The organism is Sorangium sp. So ce887, assembly GCF_051521455.1.
Classification (GTDB): Bacteria; Myxococcota_A; Polyangia; order Polyangiales; family Polyangiaceae; genus Sorangium.
Window position 1 is genome coordinate 1,845,189 of record NZ_CP150354.1, and the last position, 15,972, is coordinate 1,861,160.

14 protein-coding genes are annotated in these 15,972 nt (G+C 71.8%); 6 read left to right on the plus strand and 8 right to left on the minus strand.

Annotated elements, in window-relative coordinates:
- Nucleotides 1–24 precede the first annotated feature (24 nt).
- The 4 genes from WMF36_RS06990 to WMF36_RS07005 all read right to left on the minus strand — a co-directional run bounded on the left by WMF36_RS06990 (nt 25) and on the right by WMF36_RS07005 (nt 5,412).
- Nucleotides 25–1,110, minus strand: coding sequence for a catalase family protein (locus WMF36_RS06990; protein ID WP_437578820.1), 1,086 nt, complete (start codon nt 1,108–1,110; stop codon nt 25–27).
- Nucleotides 1,111–1,320: 210 nt separating this feature from the next.
- Nucleotides 1,321–3,096, minus strand: a complete 1,776-nt coding sequence (locus WMF36_RS06995; RefSeq protein ID WP_437578821.1) for a hypothetical protein — start codon at nt 3,094–3,096, stop codon at nt 1,321–1,323.
- A gap of 367 nt (nt 3,097–3,463) precedes the next feature.
- On the minus strand, nt 3,464–4,117 hold the full coding sequence (locus WMF36_RS07000; RefSeq protein ID WP_437578822.1) for a Vgb family protein: 654 nt from the start codon (nt 4,115–4,117) through the stop codon (nt 3,464–3,466).
- Nucleotides 4,118–4,146: 29 nt separating this feature from the next.
- On the minus strand, nt 4,147–5,412 hold the full coding sequence (locus WMF36_RS07005; RefSeq protein ID WP_437578823.1) for a helix-turn-helix domain-containing protein: 1,266 nt from the start codon (nt 5,410–5,412) through the stop codon (nt 4,147–4,149).
- Between the two features lie 141 nt (nt 5,413–5,553).
- Between WMF36_RS07005 and WMF36_RS07010 the strand changes: the two genes are divergently transcribed.
- On the plus strand, nt 5,554–5,694 hold the full coding sequence (locus tag WMF36_RS07010) for a hypothetical protein (protein WP_437578824.1): 141 nt from the start codon (nt 5,554–5,556) through the stop codon (nt 5,692–5,694).
- Entirely contained in the window at nt 5,691–6,398 is a 708-nt protein-coding gene (locus tag WMF36_RS07015; RefSeq protein WP_437578825.1) for a DUF899 domain-containing protein, read from the plus strand. The genes WMF36_RS07010 and WMF36_RS07015 overlap by 4 nt, the downstream gene beginning before the upstream one ends.
- Before the next feature lie 123 nt (nt 6,399–6,521).
- Here the strand turns inward: WMF36_RS07015 and WMF36_RS07020 are convergent, their stop codons facing one another.
- The 3 genes from WMF36_RS07020 to WMF36_RS07030 form a co-directional block, all read right to left on the minus strand.
- Nucleotides 6,522–7,544, minus strand: a complete 1,023-nt coding sequence (locus WMF36_RS07020; RefSeq protein WP_437578826.1) for an NAD(P)-dependent alcohol dehydrogenase — start codon at nt 7,542–7,544, stop codon at nt 6,522–6,524.
- Between the two features lie 225 nt (nt 7,545–7,769).
- A complete protein-coding gene (locus WMF36_RS07025; RefSeq protein WP_437578827.1) occupies nt 7,770–8,762 on the minus strand; it encodes a helix-turn-helix transcriptional regulator in 993 nt (330 codons plus the stop codon).
- A 30-nt stretch (nt 8,763–8,792) separates the two neighbouring features.
- Entirely contained in the window at nt 8,793–9,497 is a 705-nt protein-coding gene (locus tag WMF36_RS07030) for a TetR/AcrR family transcriptional regulator C-terminal domain-containing protein (protein ID WP_437578828.1), read from the minus strand.
- 105 nt (nt 9,498–9,602) lie between these two features.
- On the opposite strand from WMF36_RS07030, the gene WMF36_RS07035 reads away from it, so the two are divergent.
- Entirely contained in the window at nt 9,603–11,108 is a 1,506-nt protein-coding gene (locus WMF36_RS07035; protein WP_437578829.1) for an FAD-dependent monooxygenase, read from the plus strand.
- A gap of 49 nt (nt 11,109–11,157) precedes the next feature.
- On the opposite strand, the gene WMF36_RS07040 is transcribed toward WMF36_RS07035, so the two are convergent.
- Complete coding sequence (locus WMF36_RS07040; RefSeq protein WP_437578830.1) at nt 11,158–12,348, minus strand: hypothetical protein; 1,191 nt, start codon at nt 12,346–12,348, stop codon at nt 11,158–11,160.
- 509 nt (nt 12,349–12,857) lie between these two features.
- On the opposite strand from WMF36_RS07040, the gene WMF36_RS07045 reads away from it, so the two are divergent.
- The 3 genes from WMF36_RS07045 to WMF36_RS07055 are packed head-to-tail and all read left to right on the plus strand — an operon-like array spanning nt 12,858 to nt 15,840.
- On the plus strand, nt 12,858–13,883 hold the full coding sequence (locus WMF36_RS07045) for an ABC transporter ATP-binding protein (protein WP_437578831.1): 1,026 nt from the start codon (nt 12,858–12,860) through the stop codon (nt 13,881–13,883).
- The gene (locus tag WMF36_RS07050; RefSeq protein ID WP_437487642.1) at nt 13,880–14,716 is read left to right on the plus strand and encodes an ABC transporter permease subunit; all 837 of its coding nucleotides are present in this window, start codon (nt 13,880–13,882) and stop codon (nt 14,714–14,716) included. The genes WMF36_RS07045 and WMF36_RS07050 overlap by 4 nt, the downstream gene beginning before the upstream one ends.
- Before the next feature lie 5 nt (nt 14,717–14,721).
- Nucleotides 14,722–15,840, plus strand: a complete 1,119-nt coding sequence (locus tag WMF36_RS07055) for a hypothetical protein (protein WP_437578832.1) — start codon at nt 14,722–14,724, stop codon at nt 15,838–15,840.
- Nucleotides 15,841–15,972 lie beyond the last annotated feature (132 nt).

Here is a 15,972-nt window from a genome sequence, read left to right on the forward strand (position 1 = left end):
GGATCGCGCTCGCCCTGGAGGACCTCACCCGCACCCGAGCCGCGTCGGCTCTGCTCTCGACGGCGCGCGCTCGCGCCCGGCGCGGGGGACCGCCGGCTCCTCGCGGCGGGCTCCGTTCCTCTCGTGGCGGAGCTTCGATATCGTCTCGTAGACCGCGCGCCGGGCGCGGTTCAGCCCGCCGAGCGGCCGGTGCGCCGGCAGCGCATGCCAGGGCGTGAACGAGAGGTTCTCCTCGAGCTCGGCCTGTCCCGGGAGGTCGAGGCGCTGCGCCGGGATGATCATCGTCGCGACCTTGTAGAACGGCGACAGCTCCTCGCTCCAGCGGATCGTCGGGTCCTCGATGGGCGTCCTCGTCGGGTGGGCCTGGAGCTGCACGAGGAAGTCGAACCTCCAGTCCCCCCGATTGAGCTGCCGCGCCACGGCCTGCTTGAGCGCGTCGTCGCCCGGCTCGACCTCGACCCGGGGTGAGCCGCAGGGCCGGGGGGCCACGGAGAACTTCATCGCCCGCTCGCCGAGCCGGAACGGCGTCTGGCTGAAGTAGCGGGTGTCCAGGGGGCTCTTCACCGGCTTGAGCAGGACGGAGAGGAAGTTCATGAGCTCGCGCAGGCGGAGGCGGGGCGGGCTGAGCGAGCAGAAGTACGAGAGGGGCTTGCCCGCGCTCGTGGCGGACATGAGCTCGACGTAGTCGGCGACGTTCCGCGCGAAGAACACGTCCGTGTTCCCCATCAGGAAATCCTGCGTCGTCGCGTCCTTCTCGCCGTCGAGGAGCTTCTCCCCCTCGACGCCGAGCAGCTTGATCGCCATGCAGCGGGAGTCCCGCTTCATGTCCGACTGGGCGCGCGAGGAGGTCGACGAGAAGCGGACCCACGCCCGGTAGACGCGCGGCTCCCGGAAGACGCCGTGCCGGAGCTCGCCGGGCAAGCCGTCGTCGACGATGAAGTGGGCCTTCACGCAGCCGTGCGACTTCGGGTGCACGCCGCGGAGCGCCGGCGAGACGCCCGCGCGGTACGCTCGCTCGTAATTGCGCTTCATGATCTCGCTGATCTGTCGAATGCTGTCTTCCTCGCCGGGCGGCGGGTACTCCTCGTGGAGCTTGAGTGTCGTGTTCATGACCAAGATCCTCGACGTCGTTGGGTGTTTCACGAAGGCCTGGCGACCGCGCGCTCACGCGCGGGGAGCGGCAGGGCGCTGCCGAGGTTCGCCTCGTCGAGGAGGGTCGCCCGCGCTCACGAACAGGCTCGCAGTGAGCATGACCATGGCGAATGCCAGTGCGGTTTCCAAGAGGGGGATCATCGAGCTGCTCCTTCTGGTCCGGTTCGGTCAAAGGGTCTTGAGGTGATCGAGGAGGGCCTCGCGGTCTTCCGGCGGGAGGTTCACGCCGTGCGTGTGCCCCTCGTTGCCGTTGCCCGGGATCGGCTCGTCGCTGTCGTCGACGGTGCGGTAGAGGAAGAGCGCGCGATCGCCCTCCATGGGCTCGGTCGACACCCAGCCGACGTTCCGCTCGTCGAAGCGGCGGCTGCCGCGGTAGAACTGCTTTGGCCGGAACCCTCGCGCCTTCTCCGGGGCGAGCTTGCCCGGCGGCGCGGGCGGCTTGAGCAGGTCGGCCAGCGTGGGTACGGAGCCGTTGTGGAGGTAGGGGGCGCGCGCCCAGATCCCGTCGAGCGGACCGGCGAGGTACTCGCCCGCCTCCCTGACCGGGCGGAACGCGTCTCTTTCCCAGATCTGGCGCCGCTCGCCGTACGCGTTGAGCGCGTCGGCGGCCGGCTTCATGAACGCCCTGGAGCGCTCCGCGTCGGTCCCCGTGTTGATGCGATCCATGTAATGGCTGCCCTCGACCTCGCGGACCGTCCGCTTCACCGGGTCGTAGATCCCGTGGCACGAGGCGCAGTGCTCGGCGAAGACCGCGAGGCCCCGCGCCGCCCGCTCGGGCGCGGGGGCCGTGAAGGGATAGCCCGGCACCGGGAGATCGCGATCGAGCCAGCGCCCGATCGCGTCGATGGTGTCCTTGTTGAGCGACATCGCGACGGCGCCGACGCCGATGGCCGAGCCGCGATTGCGGGCCTTGGAGCTCGCCGTGTTGCCGTCGACGTGGTGCCATTCGCGGACCTCGGCGCGCTGGTTCCACAGCGAGGGGAAGTCGATCTGGGCTGCTGTCCTGTCGTCGGGCGCCTTGAGGACCTCGAACTTGACCGCGTTGAAGGGGTCGATGCGCCCCGGGCCGTTGTCGGCCCGGAGGTCCATCCAGTCGGTCGTCCCTGAGCTGCCCCGGTTCTTCAGCTCGACGAGGAGGATCCGGTAGAGCGCCTGCTCGCGGGCGGTGAGCGGGGCGGCCCCTCCCTCGTCGAGCGCGGCGTCGATCTCCTGGATGAGCCGATCGCCGGTCACGCGCTCGTCCTGGAAGGCGCGCGCGAAGAAGCGCTTGAATCCCTGCAGGTCGGCGGTGTGGTTCGGCATCCCGTCGACATAGACAGGCTCGCCGTTCGCGTTCAGGTATTCGCCGCGGTGGCACCCCGAGCAGTTGATGGCGACGCGCTTCAGCGCGAAGCGGGTGCGTAGCAGCGGGATGTTGAGGGTGGAGTCGGCGAGGAAGAGCCCGCGGCCCACCGGGCGCGACTGGTAATAGGTTGTGTCGTCGGCGCCGAAGCCGAAGCGATCGTAGCCGCGCCCCTTGAACTCGTCGTCGAAGATCCTCGGCATGACGCGGAAGATCCAGTAGGGGACGCCGCCGCCGAACTCGGTGCCGGTGGCGCCGTACCGGAAGCGCCACACGATGTCCTGGGGGTCGATCTCCACGCCGGGCGCGGGCTGCTCCTTGGGAATGGCTCCTTCCGAAGGGAGGTGGAAATCGACAGCGACGGTCGCTGCGAGCTGCCCTGGCCGGAAGACAAGGACGGTGAACAGCACGACAAAGGTCACGGCGGGGACGCAGAAGGCGGCGCGGCTCGTGCTGAGCCAGCCTGCGGCGCCCATCACGATCTGCCGGATCCGGGCGCCGCTCTCGCCGGCGCCCCGGGGCGCGATCTCGATCTCTCCAGGCTGCGGGGGCGAGCTGTCGATCAGGGTGCGGGACACCTGTTCGAATTGCCGGAGGGTCATTGGAGACATGCTGCTCGGAATGCTGCCATCGTCGTCGGTGGGCATCGCGGTGCTCTCCTTGGCGGGCGCGGGGCGAGCGCGGCGTCAGTCCCTGCGGGACTGCGCCGGTCGATACGCCTCGGTCAGCAGGGGGCGTGGGCAGCGGGGGGCGCCACGCTGCGGGTCTGCATTGCCCCAAGCATACGGTGGGCCACCGTATCTGGCGGCGAAAATTGCGGCGTTCGGTGGGGAATACGGGAGGTGCGAACACACCGAGCGCACGTGCACGCACGCACGGGCGCGCACGCTCTGTTCGGAGAGCCGCTCCGGCTGGACGCTGCTCCAGGTTACCTCGACGTTGCCGATCGAGGTCGCCGAGCAACGTGAATCAGACTGCCTTCCTCGGCTTCCTCACCGCGCGGAGCTTGCCGGTCGCCGGATCGCCGCACCAGAGGCGGCCGCTCGCGTCCGCTCCGACGCCGGAGAGGCGCACGCCCTCCGGCAGCGCGAGCCGGTCCAGCACCTCGCCGCGCTGGGCGTCGACGCGGCGGAGCTCCGATGGGGCGCCGTCCTCGTCGCGCATCACGCCGTGCCAGAGATCGCCGTCCGTCCACGTGACCCCCGTGACGAACCTGTCGGAGACGAGCGTGCGGAGGACGGTCCCGCGCTCGGGATCGATCTTGAGGATCTGCTTCTGCCGGTAAATGCCCGCGTAGAGCGCGCCGTCGGCCCACGCGAGGCCGGTCACGGGCCTTGCGTCGAAGCCCGGGACCTCCCCCACCACGGCCCCCGTCCCGGGATCGATCTTGCGGATCTTGCCGCCCCCGACGACCCACAGATGCTGCCCGTCGAACGCCACCCCGGCATCGGCGGGGGCCTTCAGACGACACGTCACCCGTCCCGTCTCCGGCTCCGCGGACATGAGGTCTCCGCGATCTCCATGCGCGAACCACACGGCCTGCCCGTCGAACGTGACCCCATGAATCGAGTCCACCCCGTCGAACGTGCGCTCCGCGATGATCTCGGCCTGCCGTGCCGCCATGGTCCAGAATCTCCTTCCGCCGTGCGCTCTTATCCGGGGAGCGCGAGCCCGAGCAGCAACATCTGTGACGCGATCGACAGCGCCGCTCGCGGCCTCGCGTAGCGCCGCGAGGGGCCGCTGCCGGTGACCTCGACCGCGCGCGCGAGCGCCAGATCCGAGAGCGCGCGCTGCACCGTGCGCGTGCTCTTGCAGAGGGCGGCGCCGATCGCCGCGGCGCTCCACGCGGCGCCGTCGGAGAGGAGCGCGCAGATGGCGGAAGCGTTGCCCGGATCGAGCGGCGCGAGCACGAACAGCTCGACCCCTCTCCCGAGCTCCCAGCGGTACGCGTTCCCGAGCGCCTTCACGACCCCGACGTCGCCGAGCGCGGCGCGCAGCCGCCCCACCTCGACGCGCAGCCGCCGCCGGTGAGATTCGTTGGGCGTGCGCACGCCGAACGCCGCGCGCGCGAGATCGGCGCTCGCGACTGCGGCCGGGTGGGCGCGCGCGAGCGCCTCGATCATGGCGAACAGGACCGGCCGGCGCGAGAGGTCGGCGCGCGCGGCGCCGCCGTCGAGGACGCGGCGGCGGAGCGAGTCCACGACGACGCGCCCCGCGGCCGCGGCGACCAGGGCCTCGACGTCGGCGAGGCGCGCGAGCTCCTCGCGGCCGTCGCGGAGGATGCGCGCCACGGGCTCGTCGTGCGCGCGGAGGAAGCGCTCCGTCTCGGCGATGAGCTGCGGGTGTCCGCTCGTCCGCGCCCACGCCGCCGCCTGAGCTGCGGCGCGCCGCGCCGAGGACGCGCGCACGAGCCGCGCGTACAGCTCGGCGCGCGCCAGCGCCAGCGCGGCCCGGGTGACCACCGGCGCGTCGCCCGTGACCGTGGCCTCGGCGGCCGCGAGCGCCCGCTCCGCCTCGGCGACGCGGCCATCGAGGAGCGCGGCCCGCGCGGCGCCCAGGCGGGCCCAGGCGGCGTTCGTGAGATCACCGACGCGCTCGAGGGCGTCGCCGGCCTCGACGAGCTCTCGCTCTGCCTCGCCGAGCTCCCTCTGCGCGAGCGCGATCTCCCCGAGGGCCGCGCTCGCCCGCGCCCGCTCGCGCTCCGCTCCCGCCGCCGCGAACGTCCGCGCGGCGCGCCCGAGGGCGACCCTGGCCTCCGGATAGGCCCCCATCTGCGCGAGCGCGATCCCGCGGAGCGCGAGCGCGTGGGGACCTCCGAACCGGCCGACCACCTTCAGCGCGTCGAGCGCGTCCCCTGCCTCGAGCGCTCGGGCCGCCCGCGCGCGGAGCTCGGCGGGAGCTTCGACGACCGCGTCCATCGCCGCAGCATCTCACGTGAAGCGGCGCGCGCCAACCGATCGCGACATCGATGTTGCTGTCGCGCCCGCCGTCGACGTGGTCATTTCGAAGCGTCGGCGGCGGAGCGCTGCGCGCACCGCCGGCAGGAGGAGAAGAGTCCCATGTGTCCTGCGTGCCTCGCGTCCCTCGGATTGGTCCTCGCCAAGGCGGCATCGGCCGGCGCCGTGACCGCGATCGTCGTCAAGAAGCTCCGGAACATGAAGGTCACCGGCGCGCCCGCCTCGAAGGGAGGGAGCCGATGAGCCGCGCCAAGGTGGTTTCGAGGGAGGAGTGGCTGGCGGCGCGCCTCGCGCTGCTGGAGAGAGAGAAGGAGCACGACCGGCGGCGTGACGCGCTGAGCGCCGCGCGCCGCGAGCTGCCGTGGGTGAAGGTCGAGAAGGCGTATGTGTTCGACGGCCCTTCGGGCAAGGCGACGCTGCGCGAGCTCTTCGGCGCGCGCCGGCAGCTCATCGTCTACCATTTCATGTTCCACCCGAGCTGGGACGAGGGCTGCAAGAGCTGCTCGTACGTGGTCGACAACATCCAGGGTGGCCATGTCCACCTCGCGGCCCGCGACACGGCGTACTGCGTCGTCTCCCGCGCCCCGCTCGCCAAGATCGAGGCGTTCAAGGCGCGCATGGGCTGGACGTTCCCGTGGGTCTCGTCGAACGAGACGGATTTCAACTTCGACTATCGCGTCTCGTTCCGGGACGAGGAGCGCGCTCGGGGCGACATCGACTACAACTTCCAGAAGTCGAGCTTCCCCCAGCCCGAGGCTCCGGGGGTGAGCGTGTTCGCCCGCGAAGGCGACGAGGTCTTTCACACCTACTCGACCTATGCGCGCGGGCTCGATGTCCTGATCGGCACCTACAACTACCTCGATCTCACGCCGCTGGGCCGGGACGAGGCCGGGCTCCCTTTCACGATGTCGTGGGTCCGCCACCACGACAGGTACGACGCGACGTGAGACGTCGAGCCAGGCATGCCGGGTGTTCTCCCCCCGGCCCGCCCGAAGTCTCGAGCGGCCTGACCGGCCGCGCGGAGGCTCGACACCGCGTCGGCCACCCACCGCGTCAGCGCCCGATGGCCCTCATGCTCGGGGCGCCTCGACAGCAGCCTCCTCTCGTGTCGGCCCGTCCACGGTCAGCACGACGCTTCCCCGCTTGCGCCCGCTCTCGACATACCGATGCGCTTCGGCGGCGTCGGCCAATGGATAGGAGCGGTCGATCACCGCGGTGAGCTTTCCGGCCTCGATCAGCTCTCGGAGGTAGACGAGGTCGCCGGGCGTCCAGTGGAAGTTGGAGGCTCCGCCGATGATGCGCTTCCCTCCCACGAGGGACGTCCAGAGCATCTGCAGGAGCTCCCGGACGCCGAACACGGTCACAAGATAGCGGCCCTTGGGACGAAGGGAGCCCTCGACCTGGGCCATCGACGTCTTGCCGATCGTATCGAAGATGATGTCGTAGGCCTGGCCGCTCCCGGTGAAGTCTTGCTTCGTATAGTCGATGACCTCGTCGGCGCCCAGGGACGCGACGAGGGCCAGGTTGCGTCCGCTGCAGACCCCCGTGACCCGAGCGCCGAGGGCCTTGGCGAGCTGTACGGCCGCCGTACCTACCGCCCCGGAAGCACCATAGATGAGGACGCTCTCTCGGGGCTGGAGCTTCGCCATGTTCCTCAGGTACACCAGGGCGGTCAGCGCCCCATTGGGGATGGAGGCCGCCTGTTCGTGGCTCATATTTCTCGGCTTGGCGGCCATGACCGCATGCTCCGGGACGCATTTGTACTCGGCGTGGGCCCCGAGGCTCGTTCCGGTATAGCCAAAGACAGGATCCCCCTTGCGATAGCGGGTGACGCCTTTGCCCACCGCCTCGACCTCTCCCGCGAACTCCATGCCCAGGATCGTCTTTCTCGGTCGTCGAAACCCGAAGAGCAACCCGATCGGGAGCCAGAGCAGGGGCGGATGCTTGAACCCCCTCATCTTCGGATCCTCGGCGCTCACCGTGGTCGCGTGGATGCGGACGAGCACGTCACGGTTCCTGGGAGCGGGCTTGTCCACCTCCGCGAGCTGGAGGACGTCCGGAGGACCGTACGCGGTGAAGACGACTGCTTTCATCGGAGAGCCTTTCGGTCGGGGGCGCCGCTGGGCACGGATGCACCGCGGCCGAGCCGGCCGTGCGCCATGCCGGTGCGCCGATTCTCCCCATGATGGCGCCCGCTTTCGCATGCTGCCGCTCCAGGACGGAGCATCTCAGCTCCGAGCGGGCGGATTCGATGCGACAGCGCCGGCAGCGACGACAGCTCCGGCGCGACGGAGGCTCGAGACCTCTGTCGAGCAGCGCTACGTGACGTGCGACGGAGGGACGCCGAACCGCTCGCGAAACGCGGCCGCGAACTTGCTCGGATTGACGTAGCCCACCCGCGCGGCCACCTCGCTCACGCTGTACCGACGCTGCCGCAGGAGGCGATGGGCTTCGTCCAGACGCCGGTCGCGAAGGTAACCGTAGACGGTGTCTCCGAAGAGCGCGCGGAACCCGGCCTTGAGCTTGGCTTCGTTCAGCCCCGCCAGGCGGGCCAGATCGGGCAGCCGCGGCGGGTCGTCCATGCGGGCGAGCACGATCTGTCGGGCTCGCTCCAGGCGGTCCATGTCGTGCGCCGAGAGCACCGGCGACGCCGCGCGCTCGCCCTCCTCGAGGCGGTCCACCATCACGGCCAGCAGCTCGAGCCCCTTCGCTTCGAGGTAGAGCTGGCGCGAGGGGCCCCGGGCATCACAGTGGACGATCTCGTCGATCAGCTGGAACAACGCCGGCATGACGGGCTGGGCATCGGTGGGATAGGCGCGCGGGCTGGACAGCACGCGCTCCACCGCGGCGGGCAAGATCTGCGTACCGAGCAGCTCGCTCAGCCGCAGGCGATCGATCTCGAGCGAGAGTTGCTCGTGATCCCTGTCGACCCCGCGCTCATCGAAATCGAACTGCAGGCGCACCGGTCGCCTGATCTGGCTGACGTGGAACGAGCCCCCCTCGAGGTGATGGCGTTCCCCGTCGCTGGTCGTGAGCCAAGGCCCAGGTCCCCGCGTCACGATGAACTTGAGCCGCGAGGCCCCATGGTCGAAGGCCATGGACCACGGGCGCTCCCACCGGAGCTTCGTGACCGTCAGCCCGATGCCCGAGCGCAGCGCGGCGGACCTGGTGAACCCCGAGCGGTCCAGCATGTTCCAGCCCATCTGCCGCTCGACGGGGCTCAGCGTCTCGACCGCCGTGGCGCCGTTCAAGACCCGATCCGCGATCCGATCGAGATCCGCTTGGCTGCCGTCGAGGGTCACCGCGCCCATGTCCTGTAGCCTACCACGAGCCTCCGGCGGTCAGCGGCTCCGGCGGGACGCCCGCCGCTTGTCGCCGGCGCGCGTCGCGCTCGTGGGCGCTTCGGCTCGCGGCGTCCCCTCAAGCTCCGCTTTCAGTCCCTTGAGGAGGAGCTGAAGCCCGTACCGAAACCGCGCCTCGTGATCGGTGCTCACGAGGTGCGGGAGCGCCGCCGCGAGGTGCGGGTAGGCGCCTCGCTCCACCGTCTCGCGGAAGCGCGCTGGATCGGCCTTCTCGGGGTCCGTTCCCGGGCGCACCATCAGGGCCTGCTCCTCGAGGGTGAAGCCGATCACGTAATAGACGATCGACCAGCACCCCCACGCGGCGGAGCGCGGGGAGAGCCCGCCGTCCCTCAGCGCGCCGACCAGCGTGTCAGAGACCCGCAGCGTGTTGTCGTGCGCGACGTACGTTCCCGCGAAGACCCGCGCCCCATCGCGGTGCGCGAGGAGCGCCCCGCGGAGCCGCTCGGCCACGTCGGCCGCGCGCTCCATCCCCGAGAGCTCCTCCGGCACGCCGGCCGCGCAGCCCGCCAGCATGGCCTCCGCCATCGCATCGAGCAGCTCCTCCTTGTTCTTGATGTGCCAGTAGAGCGTCGCGGCCTGAACGTTCAGCTCCTGCCCGAGCCGGCGCATCGTCAGCGCATCGAGCCCGACGTCGCTCAAGAGCCGCAGCGCCGTCGCGACGACCTGCTCACGTCGTAGTCGCATCGTCGGTTCTTCCCTTGTTCGCGCCCGGAAGGCGAACCACGGCCTTGACTCTAACATCGTTAGATTTACTCTAACGTTGTTAGATTCTGGGGTGCGGAGGTTTTGATGACATTGGAAAATGATGTTGTGGTGGTCGGTGGGGGGCCGGTCGGGATGTTGCTGGCATCGGAGCTCGCGCTCGCGAAGGTCCGGGTCCGCGTGCTGGAGCAGCGGCGGACGCGCACGGAGCAGTCGCGCGCGCTCACGGTGCACCCGAGGAGCCTGGAGGTCCTCGATCAGCGCGGGATCCTGGACCGCTTCCAGCGCCGGGGAGTGCCGATCCCGGCGGCGCATTTCGCGTGGCTCGACACCCCGCTCGACTTCTCGCGCCTCGACACGCGGCACCCGTACACGCTGTGGCTGGCCCAGACCCAGACCGAGGCGATCCTCGAGGAGCGGGCCCGCGAGCTGGGCGTCGAGATCCAGCGAGGTCGGTCGGTCCTCGAGGTCGCCGAGCGGGACGGCGAGGTCGCGCTGCGGGTCGAAGGTCCCGAGGGGCAGGTCGAGGAGCGCGCGCGTTACGTGGTGGGATGCGACGGAGCGAAGAGCGTCGTGCGACGCTCGATCGGCATCGGATTTCCGGGCACGGACACGACGGTGACGGCCATCCTGGGCGATGTGGAGCTCGACGACCCTGCCGCCAGGCCGTTCAGGCACACGTGCTCGCGCGGCGCCGTGATGGCGGCCCCGCTTCCACCTGGCGATCATGAGGGCGTCTATCGCTTCGTCGTGTTCGACCCGCAGCGGGCGCACGTGAGCACGTCCGAGCCGGTCACGCTCGAAGAGCTGCAAAGCGGCGTCGCGCGCATCGTCGGGAGGGACCTCCGGATGCGCAATCCGCGCTGGCTGTCGCGCTTCGGCAATGCGACCCGGGTCGCCGAGCGGTACCGGCGCGGGCGGGTCCTGCTCGCGGGCGACGCGGCGCACATCCACTTTCCTGCCGGCGGCCAGGGGCTCAACGTCGGGCTGCAAGACGCGATGAACCTCGGCTGGAAGCTCGCGGCCGAGGTGAACGGCTGGGCGCCACCCGGCCTCCTGGACAGCTATCATGACGAGCGCCACCCCGTGGGCGGAGCCGTGGCGCGCAACACGGAGGCTCAAACCCAGCTCGGCGACGTCTCGGAGGCAGGGATGGCGCTCCGCCACCTGATGAGCGAGCTGCTCGCCATCGAGCCCGTCAATCGGCGGATCTCCGAGCTGATCAGCGCGCTCGACGTCGCGTATGCGACCGGCAAGACCGCGGAGGCGCACCCCTGGGTCGGCAGGCGGGCGCCCGATCGCGCGCTGGTGACGGACCGCGGCGCTGCGCGACTGTACGAGTTGCTCCACACGGCCCGATTCGTCCTGATCGACCTCGCCGGCGCGGTCGATCTGCGGGAGGCAGGCGCGGCGTGGAGCGATCGCGTCGACGTCGTCCGCGCGACGGCCGCCCCCGAGAGCGACCTCGCCGCCCTCGATGCGCTCCTGGTGAGGCCGGACGGGCACATCGCGTGGGCGAGCGACGCTGCGCGACGGGCAACGCGCCTCGCCGATCCGAGGAGCGCGCTCGAGGCCTGGTGTGGGCCTGCGTGAGGCCGCGATGGACGGCGTGAGCGGCCGATGCCGAGGACGAAGCCGTGGCTCAGCCCGAGCGCGTGCGCAGCGCCGCGAGCGCCGCGTCGAGGGCCTCGGTCTCGCGCTCGACGAGCTCGACGTCCAGCTCCGGGGGCGCGGTCTTGCGGGCGCGCTTCTCGGCCTCGGCCATGCGCCTCGCGTCGTCGGGCGCCTCGACCCAGGGGCGGGTGAGGCGCTCCGGGCGCACCAGCGGCATGGAGGGCCGCGGCTCCGCGGTCGCCTGGCGCCCCTCCTCGGCCGCGATCTCCAGCAGGCTCTCGCGGCTGATGCTCACCAGCTCGAAGCGCAGCGCCTCGGGCATCGAGCCGGCGCGCGCCGGCTGCCGCAGCTCGGCCTCGATCGCCGCCAGGGTCTCGTGGCCCACCGACGCCATGCCCAGCCGGATCTCGGGCAGCGACGGCTGGATGCCGATGTCCGGCAGCGGCGCGGAGGGCTGGGGTGAGGCCGCGGGCGGCGGGGGCGCATCGCGGAGCATCACCGGGCGCGCCAGCGAGCGGGGCGGCCCGCCGTTGGCGAGGAGGGCCAGGCCCGCGACGGCGCTGCGCCTGCCGGCCGGCGGCGGCGACGGCGCGGCGCGCTTGGAAGGCGGCGGCGGCGCGGCGCGCCTGGAGGGCGACGGCGGCCGCTCGCAGGAGGCCGCGACCGCGCAGGGGGACGGCGGCGGCTCGCGGACCTCGGCGACCGGGCGGCGCGCCGAGGGAGGCGCCGCCTCGATGCGCGGGCGCAAGGCCGAGGAGGGCGCCGCCTCGGTGCGCGGGCGCGAGGCCGAGGAGGGCGCCGCCTCCCCGCGCGGGCGCGAGCGGGTGCGCCGGTGCCCCTTGCGGACCGGCTGCGGCTCCGCCGGGGTGCCCTCGTCGATGGCGCGCAGGCCGCGCTCGATCGCGGGCAGCACGCCCTCCCGCTCCGCCCACGTGGGCATGACCACGCAGAGGATCACCTCCGCGGCCACACCGAAGTACAGGTCGACGGGCGCCGCGCCGCCGTACGGGACCAGGTCCTCGCGCGACAGCTCCACATGCCCGAGCCGGCCCCGGTCTCCGAGGCTCAGCGCAGCCTCGACGATCCGGCTGCGGCCCTCCTTGGACATGTCGCACGGCGCTCGTCGGGTGACGAGCTGTCCCCGCCGGGTGATCACGAAGGCGAAGTCTGCTCCCGCAGCGACGTAGGTTCGGTCCGAGATCGCGTCGAGATCCACCACACTCGCACCCTACACGATCCAGGGCGGCAGCGTCCGATGATCGTGTTTATCCGGGGCAATCAGGCCCCGCACGCGCGAGAAATTGCCGGCGCTGGTTGGAAGATTGCCAGTAGGGTGCAATGCGCCGCGCTGCCTGCGGAGTCTCCACGGCGAACGCCGCTCGTGCCTGGCGAATCCCCTCGTTTTGTGTCCGTATACAGCGGGAAATTGAACAGGGAGGCGGGGAGGCGGGGAGTTTTTCTGAGATTTTACTCCCCGCCTCCCCGCCTCCCTGTGAATTTTCCGAAAAATTTTAGGGGATTCCTCAGCGCTCGTGCATCTCCTGCGGAGCGCCTTGAAGGTCGGCCCGCAACCGCCATGAGCGGGCTCGCACATGCGTTGATGCCGGGCGCTCGATACCGGGTGTGAGCCCAGGCCGCGCGAGCGTGGGGCGGGTGATCGCAGGCCGTGAGTGGAGGCTCCGACATCTCGTCCGGTCCCCGGAATCCCACCTGGGCTATGCTCCCGCCGTGCTCGCCATCGAAGCCGCCGCGCTCCGCAAGACCTACGCGGGTCTCTTCCGGCGGGAGGGCCAACAGGCCCTGGCCGGCCTCGATCTCGTCGTCCCCCGCGGCGCCGCGTTCGGCCTGCTCGGCCCCAACGGCGCCGGCAAGACCACCTTCATCAAGACCCTCCTCGGCGTCGTCCGTCCCACCTCCGGCGTCGTCCGCGTCCTCGGCGGCGCCCCCGAGGACCGCGCCGTCCGCGCCCGTATCGGGTACCTCCCCGAGCGCCTTCACCTCCCGCACGCCTGGACGCCGGTCGCCTTTCTCGCGAGCGTCGCCCGGCTCAAGCGCCTCTCGATGACCGAGGCCGCGCTCCTTCGGGACCTCGCCCGCGTCGGGCTCGGCGACAGCGCCCAGCGCCGCATCGGCGGCTTCTCCAAGGGCATGAAGCAGCGCCTCGGCCTCGCCGCGGCGCTCCTCGGCGCGCCCGACCTCCTCGTGCTCGATGAGCCCACCGACGGCATCGACCCCCTCGGCCGCGCCGAGATCCGCCGCCTCCTCACCGAGGAGCGCGCCCGCGGCGCCACCCTCTTCCTCAACTCGCACCTGCTCTCCGAGACCGAGCGCGTCTGCGACCGCATCGGCATCCTCGCCGGCGGCCGCCTCATCCGCGAAGGCGCCCTGGAGGCCCTCTGCGGCAGCGCCACGCGCTTCCGCGTCCGCTTCGCGCCCGGCTGCGATCCGGCCGCGCTCCTCCCGCTCGGCTTCGTCGCCCGCGACGCCGAGGGCGCCTTCACCTGCGACGCCGCGAGCCCCGAGGACCTCAACGCCCTGCTCGACCGCGCCCGCGCCCGGGGCGCCCTGCTCGTCGAGCTCGCCCGGGACATGCGCGACCTCGAGGACGTCCTCGCCGAGGCCCTCGGCGCGCGGGGAGGACCCGAGGCCGCCGCCGCGGGCGGGGATGGGCCCGGCGACGGACCGAGCGACGACCCCGGCGGCGGTGCCGGCCGCGCGCGCGCTCCCGCCCGCTCCGCCGGAGCTTCGCCGTGACGACCGTCCTCGCCGTCGCGCTCGACCTCATCCGCGAGGCGGCCTCGCGCAGGTGGTTCCTCGCCCTCGGCGCGGGCATCACCCTCCTGCTCGGCGTCGCCGGTTTCACCCTCCGCATGGACGTCGTCGACGGCGCCCTCGCCGCGACGCGCCTCTTCGGCCAGGTCGTCCCCACCGATATCCGCTCGGTCGACGTCGCCCTCCGGCCCATCTTCCGGGCGGCGGCGTATGTCATCTTCTACGGCGGCCTCGGCTTTGGCGTCCTCGCCTGCGCCGACTTCGCCCCGAGCCTGCTCGCGCCCGGCCGCATCGAGCACCTCCTCGCGCTCCCCGTCCAGCGCTGGGAGCTGCTCGCCGGCACCTTCCTCGGCGTGCTCGGCCTCGCCATGGCCGGCGCGCTCTACGGCGCGGGCGGCCTCACGCTCCTGCTCGCCGTGAAGACAGGCGTCTGGACCTTGCGCCCGGTCCTCGCCGCCCTGCTCGCGAGCGTCACCTTCGCCGCCCTCTACGGCGGCATGCTCGCGGCCTCCGTGTTCGCGCGCAGCGCCGCGCTCTCCGCGGCGACGGGCGGCGCCCTCTTCCTCGCGGGCATCGTCGCCGGCTACCGCGAGCGCCTCGCGACCTTCTTCGAGCCCGGCGCCCCCCGCGCGCTCTTCCGCGCCGTCACCTCGCTCCTGCCGCGCGTCTCCACGCTGGCCGACACCTCCGCCGATCTCGCCGCCTCGGCGCCCGTCGAGGCGCTCGACCTCGCGAGTCAGCTCGCCGGGATCGCCGTCTTCGGTCTCGCCGCCGTCGCCTTCGGCATCTGGCGATTCGAGCAGAAGGATTTTTGAGCTCCATGCGTCATCGAGCCTGGCTCCTCGCTGCGGTCCTCCTCCTCGGCCTCGCTGCGTGGCTCATGGCGCGCGGCGACGAGAAGACAACGTCCGCGAAGAAGCCGCGCGTGGAGTTCCCGCGGGGCCCGCGCGGCCCGGAGCACGAGCGCAGCCAGCGCCGCCGCACGCTGCCGCCATCGCGGGAGGTGGACCCGAGCCAGGAGCAAAAGCCCAGGCGCGACCCGCTGCTGACGGCGCTGCCCACGGACAAGGCCACGTCGGTGGTCGTCTTCGAGGCGAGCGCCCTCAAGGAGTCGCCGGCGGGCAAGCTCTGGCTCGATTGCATGCTCGCCAGGATGGAGATGAATGGCTTCGAGGAGCTCGGGGGTGAGTTCGGGATCGACGTGCTCGAGGACATCGACCGGATCGCGGCGTCGTCGGGGGGCCTCCTGGTGGTATCGGGACGACAGTCCCCGTCGGAGCGCCTGGACTCCCGGCGGGGGAGCGGCCGCGCGTACGGCGCGAAAGGGACGCTGTTCGAGGAGGAGGGCTTGCTTGTGTCCGGCAGCTGGGGTGACGGCCTCACGTTCGTCGGCACGGACGTGCAGGCGATCGAGGCCGCGATCGACAGGCTCGAGGACAAGGTCGCGCCTGCGCCGCCGGTGATCCCGGAGTGGGCGAGCTACGGGGATGCGTACGGGGTGCTCTCGGCCGACCACGTGGCGGAGCTCCTCGAGGGGAGCGCGCCGGACATTGCCGAGCGTTTGCGCGGCGCGGTGGGCCAGGTGGAGCTGCATGTCGACGCGTCGGAGGACGTCGCGATCGTGGCCGAGGTGACGGGACCCGTGGCGGCCGACGTGGACGATCTCGGCAAGACGCTCGGGACCGCGCTCTCGCTGGGCCGGCTGAAGGCGCAGGCGGACGGCGCGGAGCAGCTCGCCGAGCTGCTGGATCTGGCGAGCGTGAGCCCGCGCAACGGCCGCTTCTCGCTGGATCTCGCGCTGCCGCTGCCGATGATCCAGAAAGTGTTGGGCCGCTGCCGGGAGCGCCGGAGGGACGGTGGGGCGCCGGGCGAGGAGGGGGCGGGAAGAGAGGCGCCGGGCGAGGAGGCGCCGGGAGGGGAGGGGGGAGCGGCGAGGTGAGGGCACCCTGACGCCTGGGTCGCGATCCGGCGAGCCGGCGTTGTTCAGCTAGCGCGAGCGACCCGACCCAGGTTGGGGCTGCCGGTGGAGGAGGCTCCGAGGCTCCGACCCGGGGCGGAGTCCGCCCTGCTG

Coding starts and splice junctions, on each gene's coding strand:
- WMF36_RS07030 (WP_437578828.1), bottom strand. CDS start 9,497: ATGCGACTACGACGTGAGCAGGTCGTCGCGACGGCGCTGCGGCTCTTG.
- WMF36_RS06995 (WP_437578821.1), bottom strand. CDS start 3,096: ATGACCCTCCGGCAATTCGAACAGGTGTCCCGCACCCTGATCGACAGC.
- WMF36_RS07020 (WP_437578826.1), bottom strand. CDS start 7,544: ATGAAAGCAGTCGTCTTCACCGCGTACGGTCCTCCGGACGTCCTCCAG.
- WMF36_RS07055 (WP_437578832.1), top strand. CDS start 14,722: ATGCGTCATCGAGCCTGGCTCCTCGCTGCGGTCCTCCTCCTCGGCCTC.
- WMF36_RS07015 (WP_437578825.1), top strand. CDS start 5,691: ATGAGCCGCGCCAAGGTGGTTTCGAGGGAGGAGTGGCTGGCGGCGCGC.
- WMF36_RS07000 (WP_437578822.1), bottom strand. CDS start 4,117: ATGGCGGCACGGCAGGCCGAGATCATCGCGGAGCGCACGTTCGACGGG.
- WMF36_RS07035 (WP_437578829.1), top strand. CDS start 9,603: ATGACATTGGAAAATGATGTTGTGGTGGTCGGTGGGGGGCCGGTCGGG.
- WMF36_RS07010 (WP_437578824.1), top strand. CDS start 5,554: ATGTGTCCTGCGTGCCTCGCGTCCCTCGGATTGGTCCTCGCCAAGGCG.
- WMF36_RS07005 (WP_437578823.1), bottom strand. CDS start 5,412: ATGGACGCGGTCGTCGAAGCTCCCGCCGAGCTCCGCGCGCGGGCGGCC.
- WMF36_RS07025 (WP_437578827.1), bottom strand. CDS start 8,762: ATGGGCGCGGTGACCCTCGACGGCAGCCAAGCGGATCTCGATCGGATC.
- WMF36_RS06990 (WP_437578820.1), bottom strand. CDS start 1,110: ATGAACACGACACTCAAGCTCCACGAGGAGTACCCGCCGCCCGGCGAG.